This is a genomic window from Paraburkholderia sp. OAS925 (assembly GCF_040543975.1).
In the GTDB taxonomy this organism is placed as follows: domain Bacteria; phylum Pseudomonadota; class Gammaproteobacteria; order Burkholderiales; family Burkholderiaceae; genus Paraburkholderia; species Paraburkholderia graminis.
In genome coordinates this window covers 3,229,528-3,247,113 of record NZ_JBEUNO010000001.1, presented here as the reverse complement: position 1 = coordinate 3,247,113, position 17,586 = coordinate 3,229,528, and the positions used below count along the sequence as shown (strand labels likewise).

The window sequence follows — 17,586 nt, the reverse complement described above, 5'->3', positions numbered from 1 at the left end:
CATTCGATGAAGCAGACCGCGAACTCCGTCGATCCGCAAATCGCGGCCGGCGCGCAAGGCAGCAGTCTTTATAACGACGACCTCGCGCCGACCGGCGCCGCGCAGCGCACATGGCGCTGGTATCACTTCGCCGCGCTGTGGGTCGGCATGGTGATGAACATCGCGTCGTACATGCTCGCCGCGGGCCTGACCGAGCAGGGCATGTCGCCGTGGCAGGCCGTGGTGACCGTGCTGCTCGGCAATCTGATCGTGCTGGTGCCGATGCTGCTGATCGGCCACGCCGGCGCGAAGCACGGCATTCCGTACGCGGTGCTGGTGCGCTCGTCGTTCGGCACGCAGGGCGCCAAGTTGCCGGCGATGCTGCGCGCTATCGTCGCGTGCGGCTGGTACGGCATTCAGACGTGGCTCGGCGGCAGCGCGATCTATACGCTGCTCAACATTCTGACCGGCAACGCGCTGCACGGCGCGGCCTTGCCGTTGCTCGACATTTCCGTTGGACAGCTCGCGTGTTTTCTCGCGTTCTGGGCGCTGCAAATCTACTTCATCGTGCACGGCACCGATTCGATCCGCTGGCTCGAAAGCTGGTCGGCGCCGATCAAGATCGTGATGTGCATCGCGCTCGTGTGGTGGGCGACGTCGAAGGCGGGCGGCCTCGGCTCGATGCTGTCCGCGCCGTCGCAGTTCGTGCCGGGCGGCAAGAAAGAAGGCATGTTCTGGGCGACATTCTGGCCGGGCCTCACCGCGATGGTCGGCTTCTGGGCGACGCTCGCGCTGAACATTCCCGACTTCACGCGCTTCGCGAGGACGCAGCGCGATCAGATGATCGGCCAGTCGATCGGCTTGCCTGTGCCGATGGCCTTGCTGTCGGTGATCTCGGTGGTCGTGACTTCGGCGACGGTGGTGATCTACGGCAAAGCGATTTGGGATCCTATCGATCTTACAAGCCGCATGACGGGCATCGGCGTCGGCCTTGCACTCGTGATCCTCACGCTCGATACGATGTGCTGCAACCTGGCCGCGAATCTCGTCGGTCCCGCGTATGATTTTTCGAGCCTGTGGCCGAAGGGTATTTCGTATCGCGCGGGCGGCATGATTACCGCGACCATCGCAATCGTCATGATGCCGTGGAAGATTCTCGCCACCACGCAGGGCTATATCTTCACGTGGCTCGTCGGCTATTCGGCGCTGCTCGGTCCGGTCGCGGGCATTCTGATGGTCGATTACTTTCTGATTCGCGGCACGCGGCTCGATCCGCGCGAACTGTTCGACGAGCGCGGCGAATACAGCTATACGGGCGGCTGGAATATCGGCGCGGTGGTCGCGCTTGTGATCGGCGTGTTGCCGAATCTGCCGGGCTTTTTGCACACCGCGTTTCCCGCTTCGTTCGCCAACGTGCCGTCGATCTTCAATACGCTCTACACGTATGCATGGTTTGTCGGGCTCGCGTTGGCGTCGATCGTGTATAGCGCGTGGATGAAGTTCAGCAAGGGACCGAGCGCACGCGTGGCAAGCGCTTGAAGTCGTAGCATGCGTGGCGCGCGTAGCATGCGTGGCCCAGACGGCAGCGAGATAAGCAAGTCAATTAAGGAGGCGGCAACATGACGACCCTGATTCGCGGCGGCACCGTGATCGATGCGGAAAACACCTACCGTGCCGATGTTTTATGTGCCGATCCGCAAGACGGCGGCACCATTCTGCAAATCGGCGTGGACCTCGAAGCGCCGGCTGACGCTGCAATAGTCGATGCGGGCGGGCAATACGTGATGCCAGGCGGCATCGATCCGCACACGCATATGGAACTGCCGTTCATGGGCACGACCGCGAGCGACGATTTCTATACGGGCACCGCAGCGGGATTGTCGGGCGGCACGACGAGCATCATCGACTTCGTGATTCCGAGCCCGAAGCAGAGCCTGATGGAAGCGTTCAAGGAGTGGCGCGGCTGGGCGGAGAAGGCATCGGCGGATTATGGTTTTCATGTGGCCGTCACCTGGTGGGACGATTCGGTGTATCGCGACATGGGCACGCTGGTGCACGAGCACGGCGTGTCGAGCTTCAAGCATTTCATGGCCTATAAAAACGCCATCATGGTCGACGACGAGGTGCTGGTGAACAGCTTCTCGCGCTCGCTCGAACTCGGCGCGCTGCCCACGGTGCACGCGGAAAACGGCGAACTCGTGTTCCAGTTGCAGCGTCAGTTGCTGGCCAAAGGATTTACTGGTCCCGAGGCTCATCCGCTGTCGCGGCCGCCCGAGGTCGAAGGTGAGGCCGCGAATCGTGCAATACGCATCGCGCAAGTGCTGGGCGTGCCGGTGTATATCGTGCACGTGTCCGCGAAAGATGCCGTCGACGCCATCTCCCGTGCGCGCAGTGAAGGGCTGCGCGTGTTCGGCGAAGTGCTGCCCGGCCATCTCGTGATCGACGAAAGCGTGTATCGCGATCCCGACTGGACGCGCGCCGCGGCGCATGTGATGAGTCCGCCGTTTCGCTCGGCCGAACATCGCGAGGCATTGTGGCGCGGTTTGCAGGCCGGGCAGTTGCATACCACGGCGACCGATCATTGCGTGTTCTGCGCGTCGCAAAAGGCGATGGGCCGCGAGGACTTCACGAAGATCCCGAACGGCTGTGGCGGCGTGGAAGATCGCATGGCGGTGCTATGGCATCACGGCGTCAACTCGGGGCGTCTCACACCGAATGAGTTCGTGCGCATCACATCGACGAATGCCGCGCAGATTTTCAACCTGTACCCGCGAAAAGGCGCAATACGGGTCGGCGCGGATGCGGACATCGTCGTGTGGGACCCGCAGGCAAGCAAGACGATCTCGGTGAAGACGCATCATCAGAAAGTCGACTTCAATGTGTTCGAAGGGATGACCGTGCAAGGCGTGGCGATGCATACGCTCACGCGCGGCGCCCTTGCATGGACCGACGGCGATCTGCGCGCCGTGCGAGGCGCGGGCCAGTATCAGAAGCGCCCGCCGAACCCGGCTTACTTCGACGCGATCCGCGTGTCGAACAAGCTGAAAGAGCCGCACCGCGTCGAGCGGTAGGGCTTCTGCCATCGTAAAAGGCGGCGCGGACATGGAAGCCCGCGCCGCCTTTTCCACGCTGCCGCGCATTCGCCGCGGCACGACCGTCTCGCGTTTTCCCCGATGGCGCCGCGCCCACGTTCCATGTTGCGATGCATGCCGCGTCTTCACATCTGCTGTAGAGTTGAAGTTCATGCGATGGCGGAGGTTACCGCTGCGGCTTAGCACGCATGCGCATATGGATTGGAAAGCTGATCCTTTGTAAAACGGCAAGCCGTTTGCTACAGTCCGCCCACTCCGCCGGGCGTGAGCGCCCGCGCGACTGCCAACAGAAGACCAGGCATACGGCCTGGCCACTTTAGGGAGCCACACATGAAGTCGATTCGTTCCATTTTGCTGGTTGCGCTGCTGCAGGCGGTCGCCGTGAGTTCCGTCTTCGCGGCCGACGAGTTCGCGCAGATCAAGTCCTCGGGCGTGTTCAGGATCGGCACCGAAGGCACCTATGCGCCGTTCACGTACCACGACGAATCGGGCAAGCTGACCGGCTTTGATGTGGAGATCGGCACGCAGATCGCACAGCGCATCGGCGTCAAGCCGCAATTCGTCGAAGGCAAATGGGACGGCCTGATCGCGGGGCTCGACGTGAACCGCTACGACGCGGTGATCAACGAAGTTGCGGTCACGGATGCGCGCAAGGCGAAATACGATTTCTCGGACCCGTACATCACGTCGCACGCGGCGCTGATCGTGCGCTCGGACAACACGACGATCAAGAACTTCGACGATCTGAAAGGCAAGAAATCGGCCAACACGCTGACCAGCAACTTCGGCAAAATTGCCGCGTCGCACGGTGCGGAAGTGATTCCGGTGCAGGGCTTTAACGAGTCCATCGACCTGCTGACCGCGGGCCGCGTCGATGCAACCGTCAACGATTCGCTGTCGTTCCTCGACTTCAAAAAGCACAAGCCGAATGCGAAGGTGAAGATCGCTACGCTGGATACGTCGCCGGAAAGCAGCGACAAGTCCGCTGTGCTGATCCGCAAGGGCAGCCCCGAACTCGTCGCGGCAATCAACAAGGCGCTCGCCGACATGAAGAAAGACGGTACGTACGCGAAGATTTCGCAGAAGTACTTCGGCAAAGACGTCTCCCAGTAAACGCCTTTCGCGAGTCTGAATCATGCCGGCATGGTTGCATCTGATGGCGCAGTCGCTGTGGCCGCTGCTGTATGCGGGGCTCGTGTTCACGGTGCCGCTTACGCTGGCGTCGTTCGCTATCGGGCTCGCTCTCGCGTTTATCGTGGCGCTCGTGCGGCTCTTCGGGCCGAAGTGGGCGGTGGCGGCGGTGCGCTTCTATGTGTGGCTGTTTCGCGGCTCACCGTTGCTCGTGCAACTATTCGTGATCTTCTACGGCTTGCCGAACGTCGGCATCGTGCTCGATCCGTTGACGGCGGCGATCATCGGCTTTTCGCTGAACGTGGGCGCGTATAACTCGGAAGTGATACGCGGCGTGATCGAGTCGATTCCGAAAGGGCAGTGGGAGGCCGCGTATTCGATGGGCATGACGCGCGAACAGGCGCTGCGTCGCGCGATTCTGCCGCAAGCGACGCGTGTCGCGTTGCCGCCGTTGTCCAACTCGTTCATCGCGCTCGTGAAGGACACGTCGCTCGCGGCGGTGCTGACCGTGCCCGAGGTGTTCCAGGCCGCGCAGAGAATTGCTTCGGTGACCTACGAACCGTTGATTCTCTATACCGAAGCCGCACTCGTGTATCTGCTGTTCAGTTCGGTGCTGTCGTCGGCGCAAGTCAGGCTCGAGCGCAAATTCGGCCGTCATGCACTCTTTCAGGCGGGCAACTGATGATCCGACTGGAAAAAATCGACAAGTATTTTTCCGGGCACCGTGTGCTCGATTCCGTCGATCTGCAACTCGCGCAGGGCAACGTGACCGCGCTGATCGGACCGTCGGGCAGCGGCAAAAGCACGCTGTTGCGCTGCGTGAATCTGCTCGAGATTCCCGAGTCGGGTTCGCTCGAAATCGGCGATCAGAAGCTCACGTTCAGTCAGGACGAGCGGCCGTCGCGCGAAACAGTGCTGACGATTCGTCGCCGTACCGGCATGGTGTTCCAGAACTTCCAGTTGTTTCCGCATCTCACGGTACGTCAGAACGTGATGGAGGGGCTGCTCACCGTGCTCAAGTGGGACAAGGAAAAAGCGCGGGCCCGCGCCGATGAATTGCTCGAGAAAGTCGGCATCGCGCACAAGGCCGATGCGTGGCCCGTCACGCTGTCGGGCGGACAGCAGCAGCGCGTGGCGATCGCGCGTGCGCTGGCGCCGTCGCCGGAAGTCCTGCTGTGCGACGAGCCCACGTCCGCGCTCGATCCTGGTCTCGCTGCCGAAGTCGTCGAAGTGCTGAAGCAACTCGCGAGCGAAGGCATGACCATGCTGATGGCGACACATGATTTGCGTCTCGCCGCTACGATCGCGCGCGACGTCGTGTTCCTCAACAACGGTGTGGTGGTGGAGGCGGGGCCGTCGCGCGAGGTCTTCATGCGGCCTCGGCAGGAAGAGACCGCCCCGTTTTGTGTCGACGCTCACGCACAGCTTGCCGGAAGCGTGGACGGAGTGAAGCGCGATTGATCAGGTAGGGTGGCTGATTAAACGTGCTGCTTATCTTTGCGAAAAAAGAAGGGGCGCCCCGTCAATTAGCAGGGCGCCCCTTTCTTGTGTAGCCAGGCCTTCGCGGCCTGACTAGCCTCGCCTTATGCTTCCGCGCGCTCGGCTTCGTCGTTGAGCGCCGCGTCGAAGAAGCGCTGCTTCGCGTCGTCGCTCGCGCGAGCATACGCACGGTTCACGCCGCTGATTACCGCGCGAATCGACGCCGTAACCAGATTCGCGTCGATGCCCACGCCGAACGCGCTGCCCGTCAGGTCCGCGCCGGCCATCTCGGCGACGGCCACCGCGCGCGCATCGGCGCCTTGCGTCAACGCGCGCTCTTCGTAATGCTGGATGCGCACCGGCACATCCATCGCGTGCATCAGGGCGTCGAGCGGTCCGTTGCCTTCGCCGTGCAGCACGCGGCGCGTGCCGTTGATCTCGACGGTGAGCTTGATACGCTCGCGTCCGTCCTGCTCGGACAGGCTATGGCCGATGTAATGAACCGGCGCGGCGGTGCGCACGTATTCCTGCTGGAACAATTCCCAGATCTGCGACGGCGTGACTTCCTGGCCGCTCGTGTCGGTGAGGCGCTGCACAGCCGAGCTGAAGTCCACCTGCAAACGGCGCGGCAACACGACGCCGTAGCTCTGCTCGAGCAGATAAGCGATACCGCCCTTGCCGGACTGGCTGTTCACGCGAATCACCGAGTCATAAGTGCGGCCGAGGTCGTTGGGATCGATCGGCATGTACGGCACTTCCCACATCGCGTCGGGCTTCTGCACGGCAAGGCCTTTCTTGATCGCGTCCTGGTGCGAGCCGGAAAATGCGGTGAACACCAGATCGCCGACATACGGGTGACGCGGATGCACGGGCAACTGCGTGCATTCCTCGGCGGTGCGCGCGACTTCGTTGATGTTCGAGAAGTCGAGGCCAGGGTCGACGCCCTGCGTGTACAGGTTCAACGCGAGCGTGACGAGGTCGACGTTGCCGGTCCGCTCGCCGTTGCCGAAGAGACACCCTTCGATGCGGTCCGCGCCCGCCATCACCGCCAGTTCCGCGGCGGCGACGGCCGTGCCGCGGTCGTTATGCGGATGCACGGAGACGATCAGCGAATCGCGGCGCGCGAGGTTGCGGTGCATCCACTCGATCTGATCGGCGTAGACGTTCGGCGTGGCCATTTCGACGGTGGCCGGCAAGTTGACGATGGCCTTGTGATCGGGCGTCGGCTGCCAGATGTCGAACACGGCGTCGCAGACATCCTTCGCAAATTCGAGCTCGGTGCCGCTGAATACTTCGGGGCTGTACTGGAGCGTGAAGTGCGTTTCCGGCGCGGCGTCGGCGAGACGCTTCATCGTGCGCGCGGCTTTTTGCGCGAGTTCCTTGACGCCGTTCTGATCGAGGCCGAACACGATCTTGCGGAATTCCGGCGCCGTGGCGTTATACAAATGGACGATCGCGCGCGGCGCGCCACGCAAGGATTCGAAGGTGCGTTCGATGAGGTCGTCGCGAGCCTGCGTCAACACTTCGATTGTGACGTCGTCGGGAATGTGGCCGCCTTCGATCAGCTTGCGCACGAAGTTGAAGTCGGTCTGCGAAGCCGACGGAAACGCCACTTCGATTTCCTTGAAACCGATCTGCACCAGCGTCTTGAACATGCGCATCTTGCGCTCGCCGTTCATCGGCTCGAAGAGTGCCTGGTTGCCGTCGCGCAAGTCGGTGCTCATCCAGATCGGCGCGCGCGTGATGGTGCGCGATGGCCACTGGCGATCCGTCAAATTGATGGGCTTGAACGAGCGGTATTTCGTAGCGGGATTCTTCAACATTTTCATCGTCCTTGAATTCGACAAGCTGGAAGTCGACCGGACGACAAAAACGCAAAGCAGGGCCGCCGGTCGGGAACCGGGGCTGGGTCAGTTACTGGGAAATTACGCGGTGCTTCGGGTGTTTCAGATTCAGATGGAAGCGCGCAGCAGCAGACCTAGCCCGGTAGAGCGGGCTAGTAGTAGCGATAGGGTGGTCTGGGCGCGGTACATAGTGCGCAATAGGACCATATTATTGGGACTGCGTCAAGCGCAGGCTCGCGCGCAGCGCCCAGGCTACAATTCGCGACGGTTTCAAAAACGGAACGTCAATGAAGAATCGGATTCTCACAATCGCGTGCGTCTCGACCGCTGCGGCGCTGCTCGCGGCCTGTACCGCTGTCTACAAAAACTCGGACGCGTGCGAGCAACTGATGCGCAGCAAGTTTGCGGAAACTTCGTCCGATACGTTGAAGATCGGCCACACGGGCGCCGGTATCGACGGGTCGCGCGTGGTCGTGGAAGGGTCGATTGAACATGTCGTGACGGCCTCCGAAGTCGCGGCGGCGCGGGCTGCTTCGGTGGCGAAGGGCGGGTCGAAGGGGAGCGCGACGGCGGGCGCGATGGGCGGGTCGAAGGGGACGGCGGCGGCGGGCGCGATGGGCGGTTCCGACGCCGCTGCATCGGGTGCGCGGGCGGCTGCGGCTCCGGCTTCGGGTTCGGCGACTTCGGATGGGCAAGCGCTTGCCGTCAAATCAGGCAAGCCGAAGAAGGTCATTCAGGCCGCAGCCGCCGAATGCACGTTTAGTGGCCCGAGTCTCAGCAGCTTTAGCTGGCTCGCTCCGGCGAAACTCGCGGCGCCCTCCGAGCCGGATTCGGACGAAGCGGCCGAGTAAGGCGCTCGCTGTGAACTGAGTGTCGGCGTGGCCCGAGCGGCGGGCGCGCCGATGCATGTGGTCATGGTTATGCTTTTGCCAGGACGTCTCTGCGCACACGCCAACAACGGTTGCAAGCGAGGCGTCTAACGTCGTGCCACGTACCGCAGCACCCGCAGCACCCGCAGCACCCCGGCATCCCTACACCCGCACCCCGTCAATCCACCACTTCCACCTTGCGCCGGCTCCGCTTCTTCTTCATCAAGCCAAGCACGCTTTCTGCAAACGCCTCGGGCCGGCCTTCAAAGCAGCGCTCGACCGCCTTCGTATCGATCAAACGCTGCCGCAATGCGGTGCGTTCGTCGTGCCCGTCGATCATTCGCACCGCCGCTTCGATATAACTTTCGATGGTCTCCGTCGCGGTCCACGGCGGCATGCCCACACGCTCGAACAGCGCGCCGTCGATGCACTCGAACACTTCCGGCCCGCGTTTGCACACGCCCGGCAAACCGAGCGTGAGCGCGTCCACGATGCCATTCGTATTGCCGAACGGGAACGGGCTCAAAAAAAGGTCCGCGCGATTCACACAGTCCAGGTAACTCGCGTATTGATGAAACCCGTGGACGACCGCGCCCGGCAGTGAGCGGCCGATAACGTCGCGCATATGATCGAGCGCGAGCCCGGCGTGCACGCCGCTCATGAAATGAAACTCGACAGGCGTGCGGGCACGCGCGCCGATCTCGCGGCACGCATCGAGAAACGCGGGGTTGAGCTTCATCGCGCTGGCCGTAATGATCACGTGCACCGTGGCGCGCGGCGGCGCAATGATCGGGACGATGACCGGCAGCGCCACCGAGTGACGGTACGGCTGCCCGTCTTTCGGCAACTTCATCAGGCGTTCGCTGAAGCACGCGGGATCGCCGACGTAATCTTCCTCGACGCTGACATAGTCGATCTTGTCGGAGTGCGTGGTAGCCGGATGGCCGAGCCCCGCGATCTGCAGCGGCGCGACCCGCAGATTCGACATGAAGATGGTCATCACGAACATGCCGACGCTCGGCATATACAGCACGTCGGGTTTCTCGCGTTCGGCAAAGTCGCGAATGGTCCGCAGACATTCGCCGATGTACTCGGGCTGCTCGAGTTCGATGAAACGGTCGAACACCGCGCGCCCGATGTCGTCAGTCGCATAGCCGAAGCCGAAGGCCACCACCTCGAAATGCTCGCGCGCGGCTTCGAGCGTGCGCGAGTGCGTGCGGTAGATGGAATGCGCGCCGCCGAACCACTCGAGCACGACCAGCATCAACGGCTTCTTGCGCCGCTTTGCGTTGCCCGCCTGCTTCGCGTTCGCGTTCGCCGTGGCTGCTGCGCGCGGCGCCGCCACGTCGGTCAGGCCCAGTTGCGCGAGCTTGCGGCGCACCAGCACATTGATGTCCCGCTTGATCTCATGACGGCGAGGCGTGTGTGCGTAGCTGCAGAACATGTAGGCGTTATGCAGCAAGGCGGTGGGCAGATCGTCGAGATCGTCTAGCTGTTGCAGCTTGCCGGGCAGCCATTCGATCAACGCCTCACGCTTGACGTGCGCGCTTGCCGAGCCCTTGAAAACCGGCGCAAGCAGGACGAGCGCGAGGCACGCCGCGAGCACCTTGTCGTAAGCCCACAGCGCGGAAAACTCGAGTTCGAGCTCCGATTCGGTCGAATACAGCACGCACAGTTTCTCGACGAAGCTGTCGCCAGCCAGAAACTGCCGGTCTTGCGCACCGCGCGGGTTGAGGTGGCAGGCGACATGATCCGCATTGCCGAACGGCGTGGCGGAGAACACCAGGCCGACCCATTCGTGCAGCGTGAGAAAGAGCCTGAAGCATTCGACGGGCGGCTGGAATTCCGGATCGGCGAACAGCGTTGAAGCCGCGCTCGCGAGCCGCGTGCAGAAGCGCTGCTGTTGTTCCGCGGGCGTCAAGCCGCTCATGCCCGACGCAAGAAAGCTCTCGTCCAGCACGCCGCGCTTGTTCTGAAGCAGCGCGAGCGCGCACAGAAGCTGGATAGACGCCCGGATATGCTGCCGCGTAAAAACGAGCTGCTCGAAATCGTCGAGCGAGAAAGTGGGTTCGGCGGCTTGGCTGGCTTGGGTGGCGTCTTGCATCGGATAGCGATTGGCAGTTATGCATGACTAACTATCTTCAGGAAGCATTCTTGAATGCATTCCTGAAGCGTTAGCCGCGAACGGCGATTATCGCAGCCACCCCATACCGAATTTGCGCTGTCCGTCAGTTTCTGAATTTTCGGCAGTTTAAATGCGGCCTTACCTTCAGAACGCGTAGTACGGACCCGGTCCCGCCGACGTCGCGCGCGAAGCAATCGCCGTGTACACGCGCCGGCCGAAGAAAAACGGTAAGCCCCAGTCGAAGCCGCTCGCAGCCGCACCCGCGATATTGTTGAAGGCGTTATTGCCCGACGCAAAGAGAGCGCGCGAATTGCCGATAGCGAAGGTCACCGTGTTCGACGCGCCGTTCGTTCCGGCGATGCTCGCGCTCGCCGCTTGCGTCGAACTCGGGCAATACCAGAGGCCGCACTGCGGCAGTTGCGTGTCGCGATAGAAGAGTCCGTTCGAACCCGTATCCAGATAGCTTTGCGAAAAGGTCTGGCCGTTATGCGTCGTGCTGACGTAGCCGGTTTGCGAATTTCCCTTGAGCACGCCCGCGCTGCCGAGCGTGTTGTTCGCCTGCGTGTCGATGCCGAAGATCATCGAACCGGACACGGTCAGCGCGCCGCCGTCGGGGATCGCGGGAAGGTCGATCACCACGCCGTTGTTATCGAGCGCGAAGCGGCTGACCGGATTGGCCACCTGCTGCGCGAGCGGCTGGGCGCTTGCCTGGCAGGCGCCGCTCGCGTCGCAGTTGTAGTACCAGCGGGGCAGCGCGGCGTTCGCGCAGGCGCCGCCGCAGTCGGCCGCGAACACGCCGACGCCGAGAATGCCGTTGGCGCGCAGTGTGTCGACGGTGAGCATCGACGGGCCCGAGGCGGCGCAATCCGCGGGGACCGACGGCACCGAAGGGTCGGCGATCAGATGGATCGGGATCGACGCGGCCAGTTGTCCGGCCATGCGCACGTCGGCGCTGCGCACCGCGCCCCATGCATAGCCGCTGCCGAACACCGCGCATTCGCCCGATATGCCGCCCGATATGCCGCCCGACACGCCGCTGCCGGACGGCACGGCGTTCAGCGGCAGGGTCGCCGGCAACGCGGACGCGACAATGCGCAGACCGTGCGAGCCGGTGTCGACCTGAATGTTGTCGATGGTCGCGCAGTTGTCGGTGCCCGGCTGGCAGACCGTGACGCTCGTCGTCAGCATGTTGCGCGTGAGGCGCGGCGCCGCGTGCACGACGATCGGCTGAACGTTCGGCGTATTTGATTGCGGGACCGAGGTGCTGCTTGGGCTCGACGCGGCAGGCGGCGCTGAGGCAACAGGAGCGCTAGCCGTGCCGGCTGGCGCGCTCGCGCCGGAGGCGGTCGCGGTGTTGCCGCCTCCGCCTCCACCTCCGCAAGCCGCGAGGACGGTGCAGACGGAGAGCAGGGCGCAAAGGGAAGGAGTGGGTTTCATGGCGTCAGAAGGTCAGCGGTTGGTTTGTTGTGGTTGTTGCTGCTTGCTGCGGCGCGTTTCGCGGCTCGAGCGCCCGCTCGGAGAGGAAGTCCCCAGGCCCATCCACGCTGCGACAGACCGGCTTTCTCAACGCGGCCGCACCGACCCGCGGACGCATCCAGGCGCGTGCGGATGCCCGTCAGCGAAGATCGTCGGCGGTCACGCCCGGCGGCAACGCGCCCGGCAGCCAGGCGCGGCCCGCGTAGCCGCGCATCGGCCCGCCCGACTCGACGACCACGTCTGGCCGCACGACGCGCGACGCGTGCAGATTCCCGTCCGGCGCCGCTGCCGCCTCCGCGGCCCCCGTGCGGTAAGAGCCGGCGTACTTGCCGAGCAGGCCGGCCAGATCGGGCATCGTCGGCCCTTGCCAGGTGTAGGCGACGATTTCGCCGCCGTTCGTCGCGTACTCGTTGATGGTCGTGTTGCCCGCATCGGTCGATGTGCGCAGTCGCAGCGCGCCGTTCAGCAGGCTTTGTTGTGCGCTCTCGCCTGATTTGGCCGCAATCACAGCGCCGAGCTGCGCGCAAGCGCTCGCGCTGCTGCATAACGCCGTCGCGGCAATCAGAGAGGCGGCGACACGATGAGAACGATGTTTTTTGTACATGATGAGGTCTCCTGCGCGCTGCTTCTGGGTTTTGTTCTACGTCAATTTGAAGATAGCACCCGCGTCGCAAAACTAAGCGTGGTGTGCGTTTCATCGCGTGACGTCATCCCAAAATTGGGCGGAGGCCGAATCGAAAAGTGCCTTTTAAAACAATGTTCTGACGACAAACTTGCAGATGTCTGACAGGCCATTAGGAATAGTTGTGGAACGTTAAATGTGGTCCGGCAACAGAGCGCGCAGAGCGGGCAAACCCCAGTTTTTGCACAGGGCCCGCCGGGATCGGTAAAATGTTGGGTTGATCCACGGAAACTTGCCGTGGCGTAGCGGAAGGATTCCCCGAACATGACTCATCTTCGTCTTACCAAGCGGTTTGCAGTAATGCTGATGGCAGGCGGGCTGGTCGCCGGCTGCGGCACGTCGTCGCCGACCAAAGTCGACTACAAGAGCGACTCGAAATCGAAGCAGGCTTCACTCGCCGTCCCGCCGAACCTGATCGACGAGACGGCCGATCAGCGTTCGCTGCCTCCGCAAGGCGGCGAAACCTCGTTGTCCGCGCTGCGTCAGGTGCAGGCCCAGGCGCCGGCGGCCAACACGGTGTCCGTCGTGCCGGCCGTGAGCGGCATGCACATCCAGCGCGACGGCACGGAAAGCTGGCTCGTGATCGACAGCAAGACGCCGGCTGAGGCGTGGCCGCAAATCCGCCGCTTCTGGCAGGAGCAGGGCTTCCTGCTGGTCGTCGATCAGCGCGACAAGGGCGTGATGGAGACCGACTGGAACGAAACGCACGCGCAAATCAACGACGGGCTGATCCGCAGCACGCTGTCGAAGGCGATGGGCAATAGCTACGTCACGTCCGAGCGCAACAAGTACCGTACGCGCCTCGAAACGGCGCCGAACGGCGGCACGTATGTGTTCATCAGCCAGAAGGGCATGCGCGAGGCGCTGACCGGCACGAACAACGATTCGAGCACGTGGCAGCCCAAGGCGAACGATCCCGGCCTCGAGCAGGAATATCTGAAGCGCCTGATGGCGGCGCTCGCGCTCGCCGATTCGCGCGCGAAGTCGGGGGGCGCCGACACTGCGGCGTTGTCGCCGGCTGGCGCGCAGGTAGCGCCCAATGCCGCGGCGAACGGCGCGAAATCGGCGGCTGCGGCCACGGCGGCGCAGAACGTGATGCTGTCGGCGCAGCAGCCCGTGCGCGATCCGGATGCGGCGAACGGGCCGGGGCAGTTGTCATCGAACGAACTGACGCTTGGCGAACCGTATGATCGCGCCTGGCTGCGCGTGGGCCTCGCGCTCGACCGCAGCAACTTCACGGTCGACGACCGCGATCTGACGCGCGGCCTGTACTTCGTGCGCTATGTCGATCCGAAGGACATGACGTCGGCTGAACAGGGCTTCTGGAGCCAGGTGTTCCACGGCAAGAAGGAGAAGGTCGCCAAGCAGTATCGCGTGAACGTGCGCGCGCTGACGCCGGACCAGACCCGCGTGGCCGTCGTCGACGACAAGGGCGGTCTCGACGAAAGCCCGCAGGCAAAGCAGATCCTGACGCTGATGGCCGATCAGTTGCGCTGAGGCAAGCGCGCCGCTGCGCGGCAGCGGCGGCAAGCTGTATGAAAAAAACCCGTCCGGGACATTCTTGTCCCGGACGGGTTTTTTTATGGCTGTGGCCTATCCCAACACTCTCCCGCGATTCGACGTCACGTTACTCCGCTGACGTTACCCCGGTGACGTAACTCTCCGACGCGTTGCGGCAGCGTGCCGAAGCCATCACACGCCACGAAAAATGCAGCGCAAATTCAACGAGTTACCGCCAACCTCTCGCGTTTAATCCCAACTGGCATACATGCTGCTTTAGAAGTACATGGGGCCGGATTCCCGTGGCCTCACCCAGGCGAAGTCTCTTCTCAATAGCGCTTTTCATTCCATCGAGCATCGGCCGTCAAGCCGATGCCGAGCCCGATGACGGCCGCGCGCTCGACGCGCGGGTCTCGGTGGCCCCGTCGCCTATCCTCGTAGGGCGACGGTTTTTGCCCGCACTCCGGCGGAGTGCGGGCTATTTTTTGCGCCGGTCCACGCAACCGACCCCAACGCGTTCAGGTATCGGCGCGCCGCGTTCCCAGCCACGGCAAGCGCTTGATGACGCCGGTCGCCAACGCCGTGCCCACCAGGATCACGCCGCAGCCTTCGAGCATGCCGGCCGACACGCCTTCGCCGAGAAACAACGCGCCCCACAAAATGCCGAAGATTGGAATCACGAACGTGACGGTGATTGCCCGCGCCGGTCCCGCGACCGCGATCAGGTGGAAGAACAGCATGTAGGCGACGCCCGTGCACGCCACGCCGAGCGCGATCACCGCGCCCCACGCGTGCAGCGAGACGGGCGCGCTCGGCCAGTAGATCACGGCGAGCGGCAACAGCACGATGGTCGCGCCTGTCATGGTGCCGGCCGCGACGGTCAGCGCGTCGACGCCGGTCAGGTAGCGTTTCGTGTAATTGGCCGCGATGCCGTACAGAAGCGTTGCGCCGAGCGCGGCGCCCGCTGCGAGCGCGGTGGTCAGCGGCGTCGCTGCCGAGCCGCTCGGCGTGGCGATCTGATCCCACACCAGCATCAGCACGCCGAGGAAACCGATCGCGAGCCCGAGCGTGCGCAGTCCGGTCAGCCGGTCACGCAGCCACACGAACGCGACGAGGCCGCCCCACAGCGGCGTCGTCGCGTTGATCACCGACGTCACGCCGGCGGACAGCGTCAACTCCGCATACGCGAACAGGCAGAACGGCGCGGCCGAATTCAGAATGCCCACCACGAGAAGCGGGAACGCCCGCGTGCGCAGGATCGTCGCGGATTGTTGCAGCGGACGCCGCGCGAGCAGCACGACGATAAGAAACGCGGCGCCGATGCCGACGCGCAGCGCCATCAACGGAGCAACGCCGAAGTCGGTCACGCCGACGCGGATAAACAGGAATGACGCGCCCCATAAGGCCGCGAGGATCAGCAACTGGAAGAGGTTTTTGGCATTCATTATGGTGGCGTCGCGCGCGGTTGAGTCGAGACGCCTGTGCATCGTAACAGCGCGATTACCCGAAACGTTTCACGTCTGAATGAAACGGCAAGTATCGGGAGAGGACGTCTGACACACGTGATCGTAAGCGTCGCGGCGAGGCGCGCATAGCGAGCAATTCTCACGCTGATGTGAGAAATATTGCGATCACCGGGAGGGAGGAAGATGAGGCGCCGGTGCGACCGGCGCCTCGCTGCTACGAGAAAAGTTTTCGGTTGCATGCCTGACGGCAGAGCAACCGCCAGAGCCGCCCAACAACCGTCAATGCGGAATCATCCCCTGCAGCACGTTCTGCTGCAGCCAGACCAGAATGCCGAGCAGCACGGTCAGCAGAATCGAGTGCTTGAAGGTCTTCGCGAACACCACGCCTTCCTTGCCTTTCAACTCCGTGGTCGCGACGCCCGTCGAAATGTTTTGCGGCGAAATCATTTTGCCCATCACGCCGCCGGACGAATTGGTCGCCGCCATCAGCACCGGATTGAGATTCAACTGATGCGCTGCGACCACCTGCAAATTGCCGAACAGCGCGTTGCCCGATGTGTCGCTGCCTGACAGAAACACGGCAACCCAGCCGAGGAATGCGGACACCAGCGGAAAGAACGGTCCGACGGACGCGACGCCGAGTCCGAGCGTATAAGTGAGACCCGAGTAATTCATCAGATACGCGAGTCCGACGATGGTCGCGACCGTCAGAATCGCGATGCGCGTCTGCACCCACGTATCGGCGATGGCCGCGCCGAATTCGCGCGCGCCGAGTCCGACCACGAGGCTCGTAATGATCGCCGCCACCAGAATCGCGGTGCCGGTCGCGAGCGGCTGGAAGTCCCAGATCGCGCCGTACGGCGTGTTGTACAACGTGATGAACACGGCCTTGTCGAGCCCCGGCCACGGAATTTTCACGTCGCCGATCAGGAAGATTTTCGCCACCGTCCAGACGATCACGACGACGGACACGATGATCCACGGATACCAGCCCTGGCCGCCGCCGATCTTGCTGCGCACTTCGCCGGCCCGGTCGATGTCGATCGCGAACGCCGGGTCGACCGCCGGCTTCCACACGCGCAGGAACGCAATGGTGACGATCAGCGAGACCATCGACGACAACACGTCCGTCAGACTGTAGTTCACATAGTTCGACGAGACGAACTGCGTCAGCGCGAAGCTCGCGCCGGAGATCAGCAGCACCGGCCAGATGCGCAGCATGTTGCGAAAGCCGGCGTACACGGCGATCACATAGAAGGGCAGCAGCAGCGCGAAGAACGGCAACTGGCGGCCGACCATTTTCGCGAGCAAATCGGCCGGCAGATGCGTGACCGCGCCGAGCACCGTAATCGGCACGCCGAGCGCGCCGAATGCGACCGGCGCGGTGTTGAAGATCAGCGTGAAGGTGAGCGCCTCGAGCGTCGGAAAGCCGAGCAGGATCAGCAGCGAACTGGTGATCGCGACCGGCGTGCCGAAGCCCGAAATGCCCTCGAGCAGCGCGCCGAACGAAAAACCCACCACGACGAGCACGACGCGGCGGTCGTTCGGCAGATTGTCGATCATCCACATGCGGAAGGCGGCGAAGCGGCCGGAGCGCTGCGCGATGTTGTACAGCAGGATCGCGGTGAACACGATCCACATGACCGGCCAGCACGCGAACACGGCGCCCGCCGCGACGGAGTCGAGCGCGAGCCCCACTGGAAACTTCCACCCGGCAATGGCGACGATCAGGCCGACGACGAGTCCGGCGAGCGACGCCTGCCACGCAGGCCGGCGCGCCCAGCCGAGCAGCACGAGCACGACGATGATCGGCAACGCCGCGACGAGAAACGACGCGAGCAGCGAATCGCCGATGGGGGTGAGTAGTTGATGAAACATCACGTCTCCTTCGTTGTTGTTCGAAATCGACGCGAGATTGCCAATGACGGGACGCGTCGCTGGTG

General features: G+C 63.4%; 12 protein-coding genes and 1 pseudogene. 7 read left to right on the top strand and 6 right to left on the bottom strand.

The window, feature by feature from the left end:
• The first annotated feature begins 6 nt into the window (after positions 1 to 6).
• The 5 genes and pseudogenes from ABIE53_RS14120 to ABIE53_RS14100 all read left to right on the top strand — a co-directional run bounded on the left by ABIE53_RS14120 (position 7) and on the right by ABIE53_RS14100 (position 5,652).
• Complete coding sequence (locus tag ABIE53_RS14120) at positions 7 to 1,518, top strand: NCS1 family nucleobase:cation symporter-1 (protein WP_114156272.1); 1,512 nt, start codon at positions 7 to 9, stop codon at positions 1,516 to 1,518.
• Positions 1,519 to 1,598: 80 nt separating this feature from the next.
• On the top strand, positions 1,599 to 3,050 hold the full coding sequence (hydA, locus tag ABIE53_RS14115; protein ID WP_192698844.1) for a dihydropyrimidinase: 1,452 nt from the start codon (positions 1,599 to 1,601) through the stop codon (positions 3,048 to 3,050).
• Positions 3,051 to 3,401: 351 nt separating this feature from the next.
• On the top strand, positions 3,402 to 4,184 hold the full coding sequence (locus ABIE53_RS14110) for an amino acid ABC transporter substrate-binding protein (RefSeq protein WP_114156271.1): 783 nt from the start codon (positions 3,402 to 3,404) through the stop codon (positions 4,182 to 4,184).
• A 22-nt stretch (positions 4,185 to 4,206) separates the two neighbouring features.
• Positions 4,207 to 4,884: an amino acid ABC transporter permease gene (locus ABIE53_RS14105; RefSeq protein WP_006052534.1), complete on the top strand. Its 678-nt coding sequence runs from the start codon at positions 4,207 to 4,209 to the stop codon at positions 4,882 to 4,884.
• Positions 4,884 to 5,652 (top strand): annotated as a pseudogene (locus ABIE53_RS14100) (amino acid ABC transporter ATP-binding protein). The gene ABIE53_RS14105 and the pseudogene ABIE53_RS14100 overlap by 1 nt, the downstream one beginning before the upstream one ends.
• Before the next feature lie 133 nt (positions 5,653 to 5,785).
• Here the strand turns inward: ABIE53_RS14100 and leuA are convergent.
• Entirely contained in the window at positions 5,786 to 7,504 is a 1,719-nt protein-coding gene (gene leuA / locus ABIE53_RS14095) for a 2-isopropylmalate synthase (RefSeq protein ID WP_114156721.1), read from the bottom strand.
• A 308-nt stretch (positions 7,505 to 7,812) separates the two neighbouring features.
• Between leuA and ABIE53_RS14090 the strand changes: the two genes are divergently transcribed.
• Positions 7,813 to 8,376: a hypothetical protein gene (locus ABIE53_RS14090; RefSeq protein ID WP_114156269.1), complete on the top strand. Its 564-nt coding sequence runs from the start codon at positions 7,813 to 7,815 to the stop codon at positions 8,374 to 8,376.
• A gap of 196 nt (positions 8,377 to 8,572) precedes the next feature.
• Here ABIE53_RS14090 and ABIE53_RS14085 read toward each other — a convergent pair whose 3' ends face one another.
• The 3 genes from ABIE53_RS14085 to ABIE53_RS14075 form a co-directional block, all read right to left on the bottom strand.
• Positions 8,573 to 10,498, bottom strand: coding sequence for a glycosyl transferase family 1 (locus ABIE53_RS14085; protein ID WP_029967584.1), 1,926 nt, complete (start codon positions 10,496 to 10,498; stop codon positions 8,573 to 8,575).
• A 165-nt stretch (positions 10,499 to 10,663) separates the two neighbouring features.
• Positions 10,664 to 11,956 (bottom strand): DUF3443 domain-containing protein, encoded by a 1,293-nt coding sequence (locus tag ABIE53_RS14080; protein ID WP_114156268.1) that lies wholly within the window; start codon positions 11,954 to 11,956, stop codon positions 10,664 to 10,666.
• A 178-nt stretch (positions 11,957 to 12,134) separates the two neighbouring features.
• Positions 12,135 to 12,599, bottom strand: a complete 465-nt coding sequence (locus ABIE53_RS14075; protein WP_114156267.1) for a DUF2844 domain-containing protein — start codon at positions 12,597 to 12,599, stop codon at positions 12,135 to 12,137.
• Between the two features lie 342 nt (positions 12,600 to 12,941).
• On the opposite strand from ABIE53_RS14075, the gene bamC reads away from it, so the two are divergent.
• Complete coding sequence (gene bamC, locus ABIE53_RS14070; RefSeq protein WP_029967579.1) at positions 12,942 to 14,174, top strand: NlpB/DapX family lipoprotein; 1,233 nt, start codon at positions 12,942 to 12,944, stop codon at positions 14,172 to 14,174.
• Positions 14,175 to 14,695: 521 nt separating this feature from the next.
• Here the strand turns inward: bamC and ABIE53_RS14065 are convergent.
• Complete coding sequence (locus ABIE53_RS14065; protein WP_035569836.1) at positions 14,696 to 15,622, bottom strand: DMT family transporter; 927 nt, start codon at positions 15,620 to 15,622, stop codon at positions 14,696 to 14,698.
• 300 nt (positions 15,623 to 15,922) lie between these two features.
• Positions 15,923 to 17,521 (bottom strand): L-lactate permease, encoded by a 1,599-nt coding sequence (locus tag ABIE53_RS14060; RefSeq protein WP_006052440.1) that lies wholly within the window; start codon positions 17,519 to 17,521, stop codon positions 15,923 to 15,925.
• Between the last annotated feature and the right edge of the window lie 65 nt (positions 17,522 to 17,586).